12 protein-coding genes are annotated in these 19,922 nt (G+C 37.5%); 7 read left to right on the plus strand and 5 right to left on the minus strand.

Annotated features, from left to right (window positions below; translation table 11 throughout):
* Positions 1–123: 123 nt before the first annotated feature.
* Entirely contained in the window at positions 124–1,515 is a 1,392-nt protein-coding gene (locus NST63_RS03665; protein WP_216384318.1) for an NAD-dependent succinate-semialdehyde dehydrogenase, read from the minus strand.
* A gap of 74 nt (positions 1,516–1,589) precedes the next feature.
* On the minus strand, positions 1,590–2,903 hold the full coding sequence (gene gabT, locus NST63_RS03670; RefSeq protein WP_341041298.1) for a 4-aminobutyrate--2-oxoglutarate transaminase: 1,314 nt from the start codon (positions 2,901–2,903) through the stop codon (positions 1,590–1,592).
* A gap of 131 nt (positions 2,904–3,034) precedes the next feature.
* Between gabT and gabR the strand changes: the two genes are divergently transcribed.
* Entirely contained in the window at positions 3,035–4,450 is a 1,416-nt protein-coding gene (gene gabR, locus NST63_RS03675; RefSeq protein WP_341041299.1) for a MocR-like transcriptional regulator GabR, read from the plus strand.
* 98 nt (positions 4,451–4,548) lie between these two features.
* On the opposite strand, the gene NST63_RS03680 is transcribed toward gabR, so the two are convergent.
* Complete coding sequence (locus tag NST63_RS03680) at positions 4,549–5,595, minus strand: 2,3-butanediol dehydrogenase (RefSeq protein WP_058006678.1); 1,047 nt, start codon at positions 5,593–5,595, stop codon at positions 4,549–4,551.
* A gap of 261 nt (positions 5,596–5,856) precedes the next feature.
* Complete coding sequence (locus NST63_RS03685; protein ID WP_341041300.1) at positions 5,857–6,825, minus strand: sugar phosphate isomerase/epimerase family protein; 969 nt, start codon at positions 6,823–6,825, stop codon at positions 5,857–5,859.
* A 198-nt stretch (positions 6,826–7,023) separates the two neighbouring features.
* Here NST63_RS03685 and NST63_RS03690 point away from each other — a divergent pair, with 198 nt between their 5' ends.
* The 5 genes from NST63_RS03690 to NST63_RS03710 all read left to right on the plus strand — a co-directional run bounded on the left by NST63_RS03690 (position 7,024) and on the right by NST63_RS03710 (position 12,728).
* Positions 7,024–8,013, plus strand: a complete 990-nt coding sequence (locus NST63_RS03690; RefSeq protein WP_071974707.1) for a LacI family DNA-binding transcriptional regulator — start codon at positions 7,024–7,026, stop codon at positions 8,011–8,013.
* 110 nt (positions 8,014–8,123) lie between these two features.
* On the plus strand, positions 8,124–9,104 hold the full coding sequence (locus tag NST63_RS03695) for a substrate-binding domain-containing protein (protein WP_242598292.1): 981 nt from the start codon (positions 8,124–8,126) through the stop codon (positions 9,102–9,104).
* A gap of 89 nt (positions 9,105–9,193) precedes the next feature.
* A complete protein-coding gene (locus NST63_RS03700) occupies positions 9,194–10,708 on the plus strand; it encodes a sugar ABC transporter ATP-binding protein (protein WP_212945464.1) in 1,515 nt (504 codons plus the stop codon).
* Entirely contained in the window at positions 10,701–11,681 is a 981-nt protein-coding gene (locus NST63_RS03705) for an ABC transporter permease (RefSeq protein ID WP_341041303.1), read from the plus strand. Before NST63_RS03700 ends, NST63_RS03705 begins: the two co-directional genes overlap by 8 nt.
* A 12-nt stretch (positions 11,682–11,693) precedes the next feature.
* On the plus strand, positions 11,694–12,728 hold the full coding sequence (locus NST63_RS03710) for a Gfo/Idh/MocA family protein (RefSeq protein WP_341041304.1): 1,035 nt from the start codon (positions 11,694–11,696) through the stop codon (positions 12,726–12,728).
* Between the two features lie 186 nt (positions 12,729–12,914).
* Here NST63_RS03710 and NST63_RS03715 read toward each other — a convergent pair whose 3' ends face one another.
* On the minus strand, positions 12,915–13,664 hold the full coding sequence (locus NST63_RS03715) for an FxLYD domain-containing protein (protein ID WP_341041305.1): 750 nt from the start codon (positions 13,662–13,664) through the stop codon (positions 12,915–12,917).
* A gap of 445 nt (positions 13,665–14,109) precedes the next feature.
* Between NST63_RS03715 and NST63_RS03720 the strand changes: the two genes are divergently transcribed.
* Positions 14,110–19,857 carry an S-layer homology domain-containing protein gene (locus tag NST63_RS03720; protein WP_341041306.1) on the plus strand — a complete coding sequence of 1,916 codons (5,748 nt, stop codon included), beginning with the start codon at positions 14,110–14,112 and terminating at the stop codon, positions 19,855–19,857.
* Positions 19,858–19,922 lie beyond the last annotated feature (65 nt).

Raw genomic sequence — 19,922 nt, forward strand, 5'->3', positions numbered from 1 at the left:
TGAGTCCATAGCAGCACAGGACTCAGGTTGTTTAATTGTGTTTTTTTATCACTGTCTACTTGAAAGGGGGGCATTTCACCTAGCCGATGCCTTTTTATTGTATAGGGTATATATGAAATTAGATCATATTCCACCAATAGACATGTATTTTGTTTCAAGGTAAGGCTCGATTCCTTCAATACCACCTTCACGACCAAGTCCGCTTTCTTTCATGCCGCCAAATGGTGCATGAGCAGCTGATGGACCGCCATCGTTCCAACCAATGATTCCGAAATCCAAATGATCATGAAGATAGGTTCCAGTGCGGTAATCTGTCGTAAAGAAATAGGCAGCAAGACCGTATGGTGTACTATTAGCGAGTTCCACTGCTTCCTCTATTGTTTTAAAGGAGGTGATCGGTGCTACTGGTCCAAATGTTTCTTCATGCATGATGATCATATCTGTATTGACATTTTTTAAGACGGTTGGGTGAACAAAGAAATAGCCTTTTTCCTGATTAGCATCATATTTATCACCTAATAAGACCTCTGCCCCTTTTTCTTTGGCATCTTTGATTTGGGCAACAATTTTGTTAAACCCATTTTCATTGATGATCGGTCCCACGGTTGTCCCTTCATCCAAGCCATTACCGACTTTCAATTTTTTAACTTCCGCAACAAATTTTTCTGTAAATTCGTCCACAATGCTTTCGTGAACGATGAGCCGGTTGGCACAAACACAGGTTTGTCCAGCATTTCTGAATTTTGTACCGACAGTTTGTTTGACAGCATAGTCAATATCAGCATCTTCGGCTACGATCAAAGGGGCATGACCACCTAATTCCATTGTCACGTGCTTTATGGTGTCTGCGCTATTTCTGATTATTTCTTTTCCAACTGGTGTTGAACCCGTAAACGTAATTTTCCGGACGTAATCGCTGTTTGAAAATAAATCGCCAATCATACTGCCTCGTCCATTTACACATTGAATGACACCTTCTGGAATTCCTGCTTCATGAGCCAACTCAATAAACTTAATGGTCGTTAAGGGCGTTTCTACTGCTGGCTTGACGATAAACGTGCATCCGGCTGCTAGTGCAGGAGCTGCTTTTCTTGCCATCATCGCGGCTGGGAAATTCCAAGGTGTGATAGCAGCAACTAGGCCTATTGGCTGTTTGGTGACCAGTATTCGTTTCGATTCTACATTTGCTGGGATTGTTCGGCCGTATATCCGTTTTGCCTCTTCCGCGTACCAATCAATATAGCTTGTTGAATAGTCGACTTCTCCCAAGGATTCGCTTAACGGCTTGCCGTTTTCCATGGTCATGACTTTTGCGATTTCTTCCTTGTTCTCATTTATTTTTTTCGACCATTTTTGTAGCAATCTTGAACGCTCATGGGCGTTGATTTTTGACCATTTTTTAAAACTATCGTGGCCTCTTTTAAGAGCAAGTTTGATCTCCTCTTCGGTATTGATTTTAACCTCTTGGATTAAATCTCCTGTAGCGGGATTTTTTACGCTAATATAATCTGTCATATCCTATTGCTCCTTTCCAAATGTTTTTTTACCTGTTTACCACCATATATTTCTATTCCCTTTAGGGAGCAAAGTTAACTATTCACGCTATCAAATGCTTTTTCCAGAATAGCGAGCCCATTGTTCAATTCTTCGTCTGTAATGACAAGTGGTGCCAGGAAGCGAATGACATTGCCCTTTATACCTGCCGAGAGAAGCAATAGTCCATTTTCATTCGCAAATTTCGTCACTTTGCCGGTTTTTTCTTTATCCGGAGTTTTACTATCGCGATCTTTAACGATTTCAACAGCAACCATTGATCCTAGACGTCGAATTTCACCTAAAAATAAATATTTTATAGCTAACTCATGAAGTTTTGCTTCAATTTTTTGACCAACTACCTCTGATTTCTGTAACAGATTTTCTTCTTGAATGACATCGATTACGGCCAAGGCAGCTGCACAGGCTACTGGATTTCCAGCGTATGTTCCACCGAGTTCGCCAGGTTCTGCCGCGCTCATGATTTCTGTTTTTCCGACTACACCGCTTAGTGGCAAGCCGGCTGCTAATGACTTCGAGACAGTTATAAGATCAGGAACAACGTCAAATTGTTCAATAGCAAATAATGTCCCGGTACGCCCGAAACCTGTTTGAATTTCATCAGCAACAAAAACAATTCCATGCTTCTGACAGAACGAATGCACTGCTTGAACAAACTTTTTCGGTGGGATGATAAAACCGCCCTCTCCTTGGATTGGCTCCATCACAACGCAAGCAACGTTTTCTGGTGAAACAGTGGATATAAAGAAGTCCTTGAATTCCTTAATTACCTGTTCGATATATGCTTCCTCAGATACGTTTTCAGGCTTGTGGTATGTGTATGGATATGGTGCTTGGTAGACTTCTGGTGCAAAAGGACCGAAGCCGAATTTGTACGGTTTTACCTTACTTGTCATGCTCATTGTCATGTTTGTTCTGCCGTGGAATCCACGAATAAAGGACACGACTGCTTGCCTTTTCGTATAGCGACGTGCGATTTTAACTGCATTTTCAACTGCCTCCGCCCCGGAATTGAGCAAAATAGCTTGCTTATTAAAATTCCCCGGCGTAATTTCGCATAGTTTTTCGGCAAGATTGATATAGCCTTTATACATCATGACATTAAAACCAGGATGCAAAAACTTTTCCACTTGCTGCTTAACAGCTTCTGTTACTTTCGGATGGGTGTGCCCGACATTTAATGTGCCTATTGCTCCAGCAAAGTCAATCCATTGTTTGCCGTCGATATCGATGATGGTAGATCCGGAAGCTTTCGCTACAATGTTTAGATTTCCAGTGCTTACCCCTCTTGCAACAAATTTTTCCCTCTTATCTTGAAGTTTTTTACTGGTTGTATGTGTAGTTATCATGGCTAATATCCTCCTTTAACAACTCGTTAATCTGATTCCATCTGTAAACATATTCCTAGTATGACAACTGACTGGTATAATGGAAAGTACCAGATTAATAAAAAATAAGGTACCAGATAAGGGTGAAACAGATGGGTTTTTTGTTACTGGACAATTCTGAAGAGACCACTTTCAAATATCAGCAGATTTATGAAGGAATAAAGAACAAGATACTGGATGAGAAGTTGAAAGCAAATGAAAAGCTGCCTTCCAAACGGGAATTGGCGGATGAATTGGGTGTCAGTGTCAATACGGTTGCCATCGCGTACGATCAGTTGATTGCAGAAGGGTATATTTATACGATTGAGCGCAAAGGTTATTTTGTTGAAAATATTACGAGCTTTTCAAATCCACTGGATCCTGTATATAAATTACCAGTGGATTTGAAAGAGAATCACGATGCAAGCAATGGTGACTGGCTTTCCCTGTCCCATATGTCAGCGGATATTTCTCTATTTCCTTTCAAGGAATGGCTAAAGTGCATGAATAAAGCGATTGATAATCATAAGAGGGAACTTTCCGAACTTGGTCATCCTCAAGGACCTTATATGACAAGAAAAACGATTAGTCGAATGATCGCGCTCACACGGGGTGTTGTTTGCGAGCCAGAACAGATTGTGATTGGAGCTGGTACACAGTTGCTTATTCAGCAATTAATGCAAATTCAAAATAAGAATGAAATTATTGCTGTTGAGGACCCGGGTTATTTTCGTTTTTATCGATTATTAAAAAATATGGGCTTTTCTGTTCAACCAGTAGGACTGGATGATAAAGGGATCGACATTGGAGAAGTTGAAGCCTCTAAAGCAAATTTTGTATTTGTTACACCGTCACATCAGTTTCCAACCGGAAAAATCATGCCAATCACAAGAAGGATTGAGCTGTTGAATTGGGCTGCCAACGGAAACAATCGCTATATTGTAGAGGATGATTATGATAGCGAATTTAAATATGAAACAAACAGTATCCCTTCCTTGCAAAGTCTTGACCGGAATCAACGTGTAATCTATACGGGCACTTTTTCCAAAACACTAATTCCTGGCATCCGAATCAGCTATATGGTGCTCCCACCTGAAATGTTAAGGGATTATCGTAGGCATTATCCAGACTTGATGCAATACAGTAACATGATCAGTTTGATTTCTTTGCATTATTTTATAGAAAACGGCAGTTATACAAGGCATATTAAACGGATGAATCATCATTATGAGCAAAAGCGGAAGCTGTTGATAGAAGAGCTACATAAAAGGTTCAAACAAAAGGTGCGAATCCAGGACATTCCGGCGGGTCTACATTTTCTTGCTCAATTCAAGTCTGATAAGACGTATGAGGAAATTGAAACTCTCGCCAAAGATAAAAAGCTAGAAATATACACAATAAGGCGCTTTACGCTGAAACATAAATCCAATGTGGAAAAGGGATGGATTGAGCTTGTTATTGGATTTGCGAATATTGAACAAGAACTAATTGTAAAAGCGGTGGATAGGTTGTGTAAGGTGATTGGTTAGCATTTGAGGGGACAGGGGGTCGGTTCCGTTGTCCCAAAATAGTAAGGTTATAACAGGAAAACCAGATTCCTATTTTCATAGAAATCTGGTTTTGCCATTTATTCAGCTTTAACAAGGATTTTTACTTGGTCTCTTTCTTTTAATAAGCCTTCGAATCCTTCTTCGATTACTTCATCCAGTTTAATACGTTTAGTTACTAGTTTGTCAGCTGGGAAATAGCCTTGAGCCATTAAGCTGATAACAGCTGGGAATACGTCACGATATCCAATAATACCAGTTAAAGAGCGTTCTTTCATGACGATATCATGAGGGTGGATAGGTGCTTCTTTTTCAAATATACTAACAACCATTGTTTCACCATCAATTTTTGTAGCGTTAATTGCTTGCTTTAGAACAGGTGGGACACCAGTCACTTCATAAGCTACATCAACACCGCCATTGGTACGTTTGTAAATTTCTTCAACAGCATCGTATTTTTTAGGATCAATTACGATGGCACCAAGCTCTGCTGCTTTTTGTTGACGAATTTCGGATAACTCGACAGCGTAGATTTCTGATGCACCAGAAGCTTTCAGTGCTTCAATAACAAGTAAGCCGATAGGTCCCGTACCGAAAACAGCTGCTTTGTCGCCGACTTTTAGTTTACTTTGACGAACAGCATGAAGAGCAACTGCAGATGGTTCAACAAGTGCACCTTGTTCAAATGATACCGTTTCTGGTAATTTATGAATCATTTCAGCTGGTACAGCTGCATATTCTGAAAATCCACCGCCGCCTCCAGCAAGACCATAGAATCCCATTTTATCGCAAAGATTATATTTTCCTTTTTTACAAGCTTCACATTCACCACATGCATAAATCGGTTCAACAGTAACACGGTCGCCAACTTGTACAGTTGTCACACCTTCACCTACTTCAACAACTTGTCCAGAAAATTCATGGCCCATCACAATTGGAGCTTTATCCCCACTTAATGGATGTGTTTCAGTAGGAATGAAGATTGGACCAGCTGTATATTCATGTAAATCACTACCGCAAATTCCGCACCATTCTACCTTTAATTTTACTTTCCCTTTTAGAGCCTGAGGCTCTTCAATATTTTCTAATCGTAAATCTTTTTGGTTATGCCATCTTAATGCTTTCATCTCATGCATCTCCTAAAAAATTATAGTTTTTACACCTCCAATATACTCTTTCTGTTTACATATTCAAGAGACCGGCCTACCAAAAAATAGAAAATAAAAACTAGATTTCAAACTACTTTCTGCCTAATTTCACTTTTATCTTTTTAAAACGAATATTTCATCCTTTATTAATTTTGTGTCAAATTAAGGAACTTGTTGGGACAGGGTGGGACAGGGGGTCGGTTCCGTTGTCCCAGAGTGCTGAAAAGATTCCTTCAAGATTTATGTCCACCACATCTCTGTAATGGACTCTTTAACCAATATAGGTTTTAAGTTTTCAACAGCTTTTGTAAATCCTTCATTAATGGACATTAATCCGTCCTCATGCTCAATACTAATAACATAATCGTAATTCATCAGCCTTAACGCACTAACAATATCTGCCCATGTTTTTAAATCATGACCAAAGCCAACGGTTCTAAAATACCATGCACGATCACGCATTTCCGAGTAGTCTGTCATGTCTGTAAGTCCGTTTCTATTCATATTATTTTGATCGATAATTGTATCTTTCGCATGAAAATGGTGAATAGCATTCTCACGACCAAGTATTTTAATGGCTTCTATTGGGTCAATACCTTGCCACCACATATGACTTGGATCAAGATTGGCGCCAATTGCAGGACCACATGCCTCTCTTAAGCGCAGCATGGTATTTGGTGTATGCACAGAAAATCCCCCATGAAGCTCTAAACCTATTTTTACATTATGAGCCACTGCAAAGTCATTTTTTTCTTTCCAATACGGAATCAGCTTCTTTTCCCATTGCCATTTTAAAATTTCTTGAAAATCATGGGGCCATGGTGTGACGGGCCAATTGGGATAGAGGGCATGCTCATGATCACCTGGGCATCCCGAAAAGGTATTAACCACAGGGACTCCTAGTTCAGAAGCAAGAAGGATTGTTTTTTCTAATAATTGATTTGCCGGTTCGGAAATCTTTTTTTGTGGATGTAGTGGGTTGGCATGACAGCTTAATGCGCTAATCACTAATCCATGCTCTTCAACCTTTTTCTTAAACTGTTGTAAAGCCTGGGGATTCATTAATAACATATCCACATTACAGTGTGCATTACCCGGATAGCCCCCTGTCCCCAACTCAATAGCTTCCACACCTTTAGAAGAAACATAGTCTAACATGTCATCAAATGGCATATCGGAGAATAAAACTGTAAAAACACCTAATTTCAAAGAAAGCCCTCCTTTTATAAGAAAAGTTCAGAATATACTGATTTGTAATCCATTACATTTATAACCATATATAAATTATTGAATATAATCAATGTTTTTCTGTGTGAATTTTTTGTATTGACAGATAATTCTGTTCATAATATCATGAAAATGAAATCGATTACAAAAACTTGTAAGGACATAGAAAGTAGGATCAAGATGGCAAACATCAAGCAGGTTGCTAAAGAAGCAGGGGTATCAGTAGCTACCGTTTCAAGAGTATTAAATGGACAGAGTACTGTAAAAAGTAAAACAAGAATTAAAGTAGAAGAAGCAATTAAAAAATTAAATTATGAGCCAAGTATGTTAGGTAGGAATTTAAGAAACTCTGAAAGTCGATTACTACTCGTGCTGATTCCAAAAATTTCAAATCCGTTCTATTTAGAAATTATTAAAGGGATTGAAAGCACAGCAATTGGTAAAAGTTATAATATTCTTCTATGCGAAACAGATTCCAATCCGGAAAGAGAAAATATTTATTTTGATTTAGTTAGAAAAAAAATGGCTGATGGTATTATTTCGATGGATCCAGCTGTAGATATGGAAGCATTAACAAAGTTAGCTAAAAGGCATGCCATTATTCAATGCAGTGAATATGCGGAGAATAGTCTTATTCCATATGTGACCATTGATAGTGAAGAAGCTGCATACCGGGCCGTAAAGCATTTAATTAAAATTGGTCATACAAAAATTGCTTTGATTAATTCAGATGAAAAGTATTTATATGCCAGACAACGTAAAATGGGTTACCTAAAGGCTTTAAAAGAACATGGGATAACTGTGAATGACGATTACATCTACCATACACAGCAATTAGGTTTTGAATACGGCCAACAGGCAATGAAAAAAATTTTGAATTTAAAAGATAGACCTACGGCTATTTTTGCTGTATCAGATCTTTTAGCAATCGGAGCGCTTAAAGAAATAAACGCAAATGGATTGCATGTACCGAATGATATAGCAATCGTCGGCTTCGACAAAATTGATTTTTCCAATATGACCCATCCAACACTTACTACCATTGCCCAACCAATGTATAAAATGGGAAAGATAGCTGCCGAAATGTTGATTAATAAAATACAAGGCAAAGAGGTGGAAAGTGTTATTTTAGATCATGAATTAGTGATACGCGAGTCTACATCAGGATAAGCAGTCATTAAGACTAGCGCTCTGTTATAAAATATTGATTTCATATCAGAGCGCTGGCCTTAAAATGTAATCGATTACATTCAAGGGGGAGCTTTATACAAAACAAAGGGGTGAATGGATTGAAAAAGTTACTAGTTTTATGTATAGGCTTATTAGCTGCTTTTGTCTTGGTAGCTTGTAGTAGTGAAAAAGGAAGTAGTAGTAGTAAGGGAGATGGAGACGATAAGTTAACAATCGGTATTTCGTTACCATCTGCCACACATGGGTGGATGGGAGCACTCATTGATAATGCTGAAAAACAAGCGAAGGAACTCAAGAAAAGTGAAGGAATTAACTATGTAATGACGAATGCAGCAGATCCTAATAAACAAGCAAATGATATTGATGATTTGATTTCACAAAAAGTGGATGTCATTGTCATGCTGCCAATTGAATCAGCTGCCCTGACTCCAGTAGGTCAGAAAATAAAAGATGCCGGTATTCCTTTAGTCATTGTTGACCGAGAATTAGAAAACGATGCAGCAACAGTTGTGGTAAAAGGTGATAATGAAGGAATTGGTGTAAATGCTGGAAAGTACTTTATTGAGAAGTTAAAAGGCAAAGGAAAAGTTGTAGAGATTACAGGTCCGCCAAGCTCCGTGACAGAGCAGCGTGGAGCTGGATTTAAAGAAGCAATGGAGAGTGAAAGTGGAATTGAAATTATTGCCTCTCAGAGTGGCGACTTCTCAACGGAAAAATCATTAGAAGTAATGCAGAATATTTTACAAGCTCATTCTCAAATTGATGCAGTTTTTACACAGGATGATGGAATGGCTTTAGGTGTCCTCCAAGCCATTAAAGAAGCTGGTCGTAAAGATATTCAATTTGTAACAGGTGCCGGTGGTGGCAAGGAAGTTTTTGAGAACATTAAGGATGGTGGACTTATTTCAGCAACCTTCTTATATTCACCTACGATGGTTGAGGATGCAGTGAAAATTGCAGCAAAATTAGCTAAAGGGGAAGAACCAGAAGAAAAAATGGTCGTAAAAGAAGCCACTCAAGTAACAAAAGAAAATGTTGATGAGCACTATGATCCAGATTCAAAGTTTTAATGTCTAACTTTAAATTAGTATTCGGAAATACAATAGCTATCGTATAGTTGTTGTATTTCCCCTTTTCCCTACAAAGGAGAGATGAAGAAATGTCTGCCAATCCTTTCATAGCGATGAAAAATATCGAAAAATCATTTAACGGTGTATCCGTATTAAAGAAGGTTTCTTTGCAAGTCGAGAGTGGTGAAATTCATGCATTATTAGGTGAAAATGGAGCTGGGAAATCCACTTTGATGAATATTTTAGGTGGTGTGCTCAAACCAGATGTTGGTTCCATCATTATAAATGGGAATGAAGTGAAACTAACAAACCCACGTGTGTCACAGCAGTATGGAATCAGTTTTATTCACCAAGAATTAAATGTCGTTTCTGATTTACGAGTCTATGAAAATCTGTTTTTAGGATCAGAGCTTCGAAATAAATTTGGATTTTTAAAAGTAGAAGAAATGTGTAACCAAACAAGTGACATTTTAGCGCTATTAGGTGTGGATATTCATCCGAAGGAGTATGTACGAAATCTGGATACTTCCTACAAACAATTGATTGAAATATCTAAAGCACTCTTACATAAATCGAAACTAATTATTATGGACGAACCAACATCAGCATTGGCAGAACATGAGGTAGAACGGTTATTTGCAAAGATGAGAAATCTTAAGAACTCAGGTGTTTCCATCATCTATATTTCCCATAAACTGAAGGAAGTGAAAGAGATTTGTAATCGTTATACCGTACTGCGGGATGGGGAAGTAGTTGGGAATGGCGATATGGAAAATGAGAGTATTGAGACGATTACAAAACTCATGGTTGGTAAGGAAATTTCAGAAGAGCGCTTTACAAGAAAGCATACATTTGGTCCATCTGTACTCGAAGTGAGTAATTTGAGCAGTGAAGGACTATTTAAAAATATTCATTTTACTGTCAGGAAAGGTGAAATCGTCGGGTTTACTGGACTGGCTGGAGATGGAAGGACAGAGCTATTTGAAAGCTTATTTGGTTATCGAAAAAAATACTCGGGTGAGATTAAGGTTAATAGGCGGGTTGTAAAAATAGATCATCCACGAAAAGCATTAATGGCAGGAATTGCTCTTGTTCCAAAAGATAGAAAAGAAAATGCGATTATAAAAGATTTAAGTGTGATTCATAATATGAGCCTCTCTTCTTTAGGGAATTTTGAAAAATCGGGGTTTATTCATGAAGGGAAAGAAAAAAGTAAATTTGATTTTTATAAAAGGAAATTAAACATAAAAGTACACAATCCACGGATTACCATTGATAAGTTGAGTGGCGGAAATCAGCAAAAAGTGATTATCGCTAAATGGCTAGAAGTTGATACAGAGATCATTATTTTTGATAACCCAACACAAGGGATAGACGTTGGTGCTAAACGGGAGATTTACCAGCATATTGTTGAATTAGCTGAGCAAGGAAAAGGGATTATTATCTTATCTTCAGAAGCTCCGGAAATTTTAAAACTCTGTCATACCATTCATGTGATGTATCAAGGGGAAATAATGGCTCGCTTTACTGGTGAACAAGCTACAGAAGATGAAATTATGAGTTATGCAACTGGATCGAAAAGGGAGGTCCTTCATAATGGTTAATACTGAATTAAAGGAATCAAATCCACAACCAAAATCATCGAAAGCAAGCAATCGTTTCTCATGGCTATGGACAGATTATAGTGTAATTATTGCCTTCATCATTATTTTTATTGCTGCATCGATAATGAGTCCTAGATTCTTAGACATTAATAATCAAATGAATATATTAATGCAGGTTTCTATTATAGGTATCATTTCATTAGGAATGACTGTTGTGATGCTCTCCGGTGGAATCGACTTATCGGTTGGATCCGTACTCGTCTTAGTCGGTGTCATTTCCGTTTTAGCATTAAATGCTTCAGGTAGTATTTTCGTTGCTATATTAACCGCATGTATCGTTGGTTCTTTTGCTGGTTTTTTGAACGGGTTAATGGTGGCAAAAGGAAGAATTGCATCGTTTATTGCTACTTTAGGGATGATGGCCGCTGCACGCTCAATTGCCCTATATATAGCTAATGGCGGAAGTATTTCAGGGAAAGTATCTGGATTTACTGCTATTGCGAATAGTGATCTTTGGATTATCGATTATCCAATCATTATTTTTCTCGTTATGACCGTACTTGTCTATATATTAATGCACAAAACACGGTTTGGTCGCTATGTTTATGCCATTGGCAGTAATGAGAAAGCAGCTACTCTTTCTGCCATTCGTGTTGATCGTGTAAAACTAGCCGTATACAGCTTGGTAGGCTTATTAGTAAGTGTTGCGGCCGTTATTGAAACCTCTCGTCTAAATTCTATCTCATCCTCAAGCTCAGGGGTGTCTTATGAGCTAGATGCAATTGCTGCCGTTATTATAGGGGGCACAAGAATGACTGGTGGGAAGGGGAAAATTCTTGGTACATTTTTTGGTGTCCTTATTTTAGGAATTCTTAATAATATGATGAACTTAATGAATGTATCTCCACATCTTCAAGGCTTTGTAAAAGGATTGATCATCATTGTGGCAGTTGTCTTCCAAAAGAGAGAATAGGGAGGTATTCACTTGGATTTTAAAGTGGGGATTATAGGCTGTGGTTCAATAGCTAAATTGCGCCATGCACCAGAATATAAAGCAAATCCATTTGTAAAAGAAATCATTTTCTATGATAGAAATATTGAACGAGCAGAAAAGCTGGCTACCATGTTCGGTGGAAGGGTAGTAGAAACTGTTGACGAGCTATTATTCGATCCTTCTATACAAATAATAAGTGATTGCTCATCGAATGAAAATCATCATATATTTTCTACAAAGGCTTTACTTAATGGTAAGCATGTATTATGTGAAAAACCCATATCATTAACGATGGAACATGCTAACGAAATCGTTGAAGCACAAAGAAAAACAGGTAACAAATTAATGATAGATCATAATCAACGCTTCACTCGTGCCCATCAAAAGGCTAAAGAAATGATTGCCAGCAAAGAATTTGGCAATGTGCTCACCTTTAGAACGACATTTGGGCATCAAGGACCAGAGCAGTGGGGAGTAAATAAAACAAGATCCACTTGGTTTTTTAAAAAGGATCGCTCTGGCCTTGGTGTAGCAGGTGATTTAGGGATCCACAAAATTGATTTACTACACTATTTATTAGACGATGAAGTCGAACAAGTTAGCGCCTTTCAAGGTGCTCTCGATAAAGTTGATGAAAACGGCAAGCCAATTGAAGTATGTGACAACATTGTCTGTATTTTAAAAACAAAGCAAGGACGACTTGGTACAGCCTCATTTTCATGGACATATTATGGTGAAGAGGATAATAGTACGACGCTTTATTGTGAAAAAGGAATGATAAAAATATACAACAGCCCTGAAAACCAAATTGAAGTGATAACAAAAGAAGGGGAAAGGATTAACTATAAGCTTGAATCCATTCAAACAAATGATAACCAAACAAACACAGGTGTCATTGATGCATTCATTGATTGTGTTCGTTTAGACAAAGAACCACTTGTTAGCGGATCAGATGCTCTCTCTTCGTTGAAAGTAGTGTTAGGAATAATGGAAGCAGCGGAGCATAATTGTGTGATTCGTATTTAAGAAGCATAGGGACGGTTCTTTTGCTTCAGAGAGGGAATGCTGTTTAGCATTGACTAAAATAAATAGAAAGCTCCATGGAGAGTACCGTCCTCCATGGAGCTTTCTGTTTGTATTAATATATAGGTCACTACAACGTTCATTCATTTCCTACTAAACAAGTTAGACTAAGAGCAATCTACCAACATATCAATAGGAAGAATTATAGGCTTTTACTTTCACTTTTGTTACTTTTCCGCTAATTTCATCAGGTAATTCAGGATAATTTAATTCAAATTTCTCAGAGCCATTAGGATCTAAGCTTATATCTAATGTCCTTTTTAAAACACCTAGTAACTCATCTTTATCACTATACAATGCTGCAGAAATAAGAATATTATCTGCCTTTTCAGAGTGGGGATTCGTAACAGTTCCTGTCACAAGATAAGGCATTTGAATATCTGAATGTTTTCCTTTAGATAATTCTATATTATCGGTTTCTAGCATCATTAGTTCGTCATCGGTTTTGCTAGATTCAATATTAATGTGAGTATTCTTTAATTCTGCGGGATCCTTGACGGTTTCTAATGTAATCGACTCTGTAATATATGCAGTTTCATTAGGTGGGATGATATCCGGTATTGGAGAAATCATGGGTGCGGTTTGTAGAATCTTATCATCTCCATCTAGGAAGTCTACTACTATATCATCAATTCTAGCGGACACATTTCCTGTGTTTTTTATTTCGGCAGAATAATTGACCCAAACGGCTCCAGTTATACTTTTCCATGCCGCAAATGTTTCATTTAAAATATCGACTTTGGTCTTTTCTTTTTCTTCATTCACTTCTTTTTTGCTGTGTTGAGACTCATCAGTCTTTGTAGTCTGTGACTCCGAACTACATGCGGTTAAAGCAAGAATAAACAGGCATCCTAAAATCAACAAACATATTTTCTTCAAAGTAAAACCCCCTAAAATATATGAGCGTAACATATCCCCCTTCACTAGTTTACCAGAAAAAACATAGGGACGGTTCTTCTGCTTCCTAGAATCGAAATTTAATGAATGTTATAGAAAAGCGTCATGGGGAGCAACATCTCTACGACACTATTCTTGTAGTTTCTCCAAACGCACCTTGGTGCTTATTAAAATCCTAAACTCTATTATTTTGAAACCTTATCAAAGCCAATTAATACTCCCAGGCAAATTTAAATGACAAATAGTAACAGATTGCTGTGCCGTTCCCCATGCTACCTCCTATGAAAATGGGAAAAGCGTGATAGGTAAGTTATTGTCAGGAAAATACTGAAAGAATTTACAGGATTGGAAATGTTGTTTAGATTTTGTTCAGGTTGGGTCAGGTAGGATATAAAGGTGAAATTTGTAGACAAAGGGAGAGAAATAGATGAAGAAAAGCACAACGCCTTACGACAAACTATTCAAGACAGCAATGTCTACGGCAATAGCAACAAGTGCAATTGCTGTTCTTGCACCAGACTCGACAGAAGCAAGTACAAACGAGGAAATATTTACAGATGTTAAAGCGAATTCTTATTACTATGAATATGTGAACGAATTATTTGAGCGTAGCTTTGTAAATGGCTATAAAGACGGCTCTTTCAAGCCCAATGGATTATTAACACGTGCAGAGGCTTCGAAAATATTAGCATTAAATTTAGGATTAGATCTGACTCAATCATTTAATCATACATTCAAAGATGTTCCAGCAGATAGTTGGGCCTACCCTTACATATCAGCATTGAGAGAAGCAGGCATTATTAATGGGTACCAGGATGGAACATTTAAACCGAATGCACCGATAACCCGTAATGAAATGGCAAAAATCATCGTCTACGGCTATGGTTTAGAGCCTGCAAAAGAAATTACTTTGCCATTTACAGATGTACAAGCAAACAACAATTGGGCTGCGCCTTATATTCAAACTTTATATAATTTAGGAATTACAAATGGCCAAACTTCAAAAACATATGGTGGTAATTCAACGGTAACACGGGCAAATATGGCGGCATTCACTATCCGTTCTGAAAAAACAACTGATTACCGTGAAAACCGTCGACCAGACGAGAATGTCATTTCTTCAATTGACGGAAATAAAATGACAATCGGCGGTCAAGTGTACTACATTAAAAAAGAGTTACAGCCGTTACTTCATGCACGAAATTTAGCCGTGTTAAAAGAGGCAAACTTAGACTTTATTAAAATTGGGACAAAGGTTGTTGGCATCCGCAATCTTGAGTTATTAAATGGTGGCACAGGAGAAAATCCCCTCACTCTGGATTTAGCTGGAGGGACTGTTGAAGCAAATCTAACCATTGCTGGTGATTATATTAAACTTGCTAATGCAAAAATCACTGGCGATATTACGATTAAAAAAGGCGACCAAAAGCAAATCGAATTAAATGGTCTTGAGCTAAAGGGTCGTTTAATTATTGAAGGGGAAGGAAAACGTGATCAGGAATCCGTTATCAAGCTTACAAAATCGTCAATCGATGAACTGGTTGTCAATCGTGATAAAACGAAAATCGTAACGGATCAATCGGAACCAACCATTAAAGTTGGTAACAATGTTTCAGAAATTGAGGCTGTAGGTAAAATAAATACGATTGATTTTGTGGGGAATCAAGATGTATTCGTAAAAGGAACTCTTGAGTCAAATAAATTGACTATTGAAACTCCAATAAAAGTAACGCTTGAAAATAAAGCAAAATTACCAGTAGTGGAAACACAAAAATATGGAAGTCAATTAATTGTACCGAAAGATAGCACAATAGGTACTCTAATTAAACCTGAAAATGTGAAGCCAGAAGAGGCAGTAAAATACCCTACAGGTGGATCACCAACAATTGAAAATGTGAAAAATATAGCGGAGGTTGAACGCCCAACAACACCGACAACACCAACAACACCTCCAACCTCTGGAGGCGGTTCAACAGGTGGTGGAAATAATGGGGGGACAACAAACCCATTTGTTTCACAAACTCTTAAAGCCAATAATATTGAAGATGCAGAGAATAAAGATCCACTTGCGGTAGGTATGATTGGTACAACAGTTACATCAAGCAATGCAAATGTTGCAACAGCTACATTAAAAGATGGAGAAATCATCATCATATCAAAAGGATCAGGAACAGCCATTATTACGGTAAAAGAAGATGCACCGTCCTTAAAAGAAGCACAAATTATCGTAACAGTGGATGCCAATGGCAAAATCACACATACGATTAAACGCCCTATTGAAGTAGTACAGGATAAAATGACTGCAACTCCAGCACCGAGTGCAGAAGATGTAGTAAAACTTTTAGAAGGTATTAATATTAAAGGTGTTACACCAGAAAATGCTACTGATGTAATAGCAGCAGTGAAAAAAGCGATTTCTGAAAAAGGCAAGCCATTAACTGAAGGTGAATTGAAGTTAGCAGTTGATACAGGATTACTTCCATCACTCATTAAAAAAGACAATCCAAATCTGCAACAAGTATCTACTCCACTTGATTTAATTACAGTGGGACCAAATGGTACAAGCTTTGAATGGAAGTCAGCAACAAAAGTGGGAGACCATAATGCAAGCATCGACCTTTCAACAGGTGGCGTAACTCAAGATAAAGCCGATGATGAAAATGATAAAGTGACTTTAAAAGTTACAGCAACGAATGGCAATTTAACAAAAGAAAACGAAATTAACGTAACTATTTTAGCATCTGAACAAACATTTGAATCACAAATACTCACAGCCAATAATATTGTAGATGCAGAGAATAAAGATCCACTTGCTGTAGGTATGATTGGTACAACAGTTACATCAAGCAATGAAAATGTTTCAACAGCTACATTAAAAGATGGAGAAATCATCATCACATCAAAGGGACCAGGTACAGCCACTATATCAGTAAAAGAAGATGCACCATCCTTAAAAGAAGCACAAATTATCGTAACAGTGGATGCTGATGGCAAAATCGCCCATACGATTAAACGACCTGTTGAAGTAATGCAAGATAAAATTACTGAAACACCAGCACCAAGTGTAGATGATGTAGTAAAACTATTTGAAGGCATTGATATTAAAGGCATTACCCCGGAAAATGCAACAGAAATAACAGAAGCAGTGAAAAAAGCGATTGCGGATAAAGGCAAACCGTTAACAGAGGATGAATTAAAGTTAGCAGTTGATACGGCATTACTTCCATCACTGATTAAAAAAGACAATCCAAGTCTGCGACAAGTATCTACCCCACTAGATTTAGTCACAGTGGGACCAAATGGTACAAGCTTTGAATGGAAGTCAGCAACAAAAGTGGGCGACCATAATGCAACCATCGACCTTTCTACAGGTAATGTAACTCAAGATGATGCAGATGATGAAAATGATAAACTGATATTAAATGTTACAGCAACGAATGGTAATGCATCTAAAGAAACTTCCATCGAAACAACAGTTATAGAATCGAAAAAGCCATACCTAGTAAGTGCCATTTTAGATGATAAGGATAATGATGGAGATACATCTGCTAATGACACTATCACATTTACATTTAGTGAACCGATAGCATACGCAGGAAATCCAGAAGATATTGCCCAACAATTTTTTGGTAACGCTAATGCATTTGGAGATGGGCCAATTGAAGTGGCATGGTCCGAAGACAAAACAAAATTAACTGTAAAAATTGGTGGTAGCGATCTTTCGAATGTATTTAAGATTGACTCTGATATCACTTTAATCGCGAATGCTGTCAAAGATGCGAATGGTGTAGCAAATGAAGCAAAGACAGTAAAATTACAGCAAATACCATATGAATATGAAATTGTTCAAAATGATTTATCAGGTGACTTCATCTGGGAGAACAATGTAGTTGTAAGTGAAGCTGCTGGAAAAATTAAAGATGCGATCACTTTCACACGAAATGGGAAACAAGTAGATGGTGTAGAAATCACATATGCAGCCGAAGATGTTTTAGAAGGTAGCGGTAGCATTGAATCTGGGACATTTAAGTTAAAATCCGTAAACGTGACGAAAAATGGCAAAACAGAAAAAGTGACCTTTACTAATGGTGAAACACTTAATGTTACTACCTCATCTGTATTACGTGTAAAAGACGGTACAGAAGTAGCGAATAGTGTGAATCATACTTTTGTGCAAAATGGTTTGGTAAAAACAATTACAGTGGATGATTCTGTAACAGGTACGATTTCAGTTCCTAAAGTATTCCTAGCTAACCCCGTTATTATAGACGGTAAGGATAAGTTGGTATTTAATTCTGGATTGGCGGTTACAGTAAAACAAGATGAAGTTTTATTGAAAAATATAACGGTAACAGGTGGTTATTCAGGCACAGCACAAGATGGTGAACGTGGACCAGTTTATTTAAGCGGAGCTGCAGACGTTACACTTGATCATGTTAAAGTTGATGCTATAGGCTCTGGTGGTTATGGAGCTTCGGGGATAATATTAAAAAATGCTAATGCAAAACTAGTAATAAAAGATTCAAATGTTTCAACTATTTTTGCGAAATCTGACAATCCAGCATATTATGCATGTGGAATACGAGCTGATGTAGCAGGTGCTTCAATAGACATTATTAATTCTACAATTTCATCAAACGGTGCAAACGGAGTTTCTAGGGTTATTCAAACTGGCAAAGGTGCTTCTGTAAATATCGCTAATAGTAAAATAAATGCGGAAGCCACTACTTACAATGGTACAGTATATGGAATTTACTTAGGAGAGGGCTCTAGTTTAACAATGAGTGACGCAAGTAAAATTAGTGTCAAAGCCCCAAGTGCAAATGGATTTGGGATCGGAAATAATGTTAATTATTCAGAATTAAATGTTTCGGATACTACTCTATTTGATATAGATGAAGCCGCTTCAGGAAAAAGAAAAGCTCCATATGAGTATGATCCAGAAGCTTTAGCAGCACTTGATAAAGCATGGGCAAAAATTGATGAAAACTTAATTAAAGCCGATAATCCATCCTTACAGGAAGTAACGGGGGCTTTACATTTACCAACTGAAGTAGATGGTATTTCAGTGTCGTGGTCTGCTAATACAGTTGATGGTGCAACAGTCAATGCTGATGGTACGGTTACTAGAAGCAGCAATGATGATGAAGATGATACGGTGACATTAACAGCAACACTTACACAAAATGGAATGACGAAAACGAAAGATTTCCAAGTAAACATTAAAGAAAGTAAAGTTCCAACAATCACTTCAGCAACATTAGTTGATGGTAATGCCGATGGAAAAGCGACTAAGGGTGAAAGTGTTGAATTGACATTTAGTGAACCAATTACTTTCAGTCAATTATTTATCGGAAACCAAGAAATCAATTCGGAATTGGGAACTTGGTCAGAAGATCATAAGAAGCTGACTATTACTTTACAAGATAATATTACAGCAACTGATACTATAACCGTAAAGGCAAATAACTTAGAGGATGCTGCCCATAATTCTTTAGATGTAAGTACAGTGGAATTAATAGTACCAAGTGCAATCGAGGCATTTAAAATTTCTGATGTAAACATTACACAAAATGGTGCTGAACCTATAACAATAACACAACAAGGTATTTATAAGTTTTCTGTTGATATAAACCTTACTACAAATGGAGAAGGATTTGCTTTAGATGGCGTATATGTTGCTCAGGTTAGTGGTGGTGTCTTGAAGAAAATTGAAACTGGGACTGCTACTGAAAAATATGATACTGTTGTAGATCTTGGTGGATCACCATATACAGTAGTAACGGTAACAGAAAAGGTAGCAAGTGGAAAAGACCCAGCACTGACAAGAAACATACGCTATCCTGGAACTACGTATAAAGCGGAGGTCATCCAGCCAAGCTTAATTCCATCACCAGGATCTCAACAAATTGCTTCCTTTAAAGTATCAGATGTTATTGCGTTGGAAGGAACAAATACACGTAATCAAACGGTTGCAATTACTATTGATGGAACAGAAGTTGAAAAAGTAATTACACTGTCAAATGAAACGACGGATACAACTCTGGCAACAGCCATTGCTGAGGCATTTGCAGATGTATTTTCGGGTTACGATATTACGGCAGAAAATAGTGATGTAATTATTACATCCAAAACAAAATCGCAAAATGTACCTATTTCAGCCCAACTAAAATAATAAGCTTAAAGTAGGTCTTATAAATCAACTAAAATAAAAATCGCCTCGTTAAGGAATGAAACATA

The sequence above is a fragment of the Heyndrickxia sp. FSL W8-0496 genome (assembly GCF_038007825.1).
Lineage (GTDB): Bacteria > Bacillota > Bacilli > Bacillales > Bacillaceae_C > Heyndrickxia > Heyndrickxia oleronia.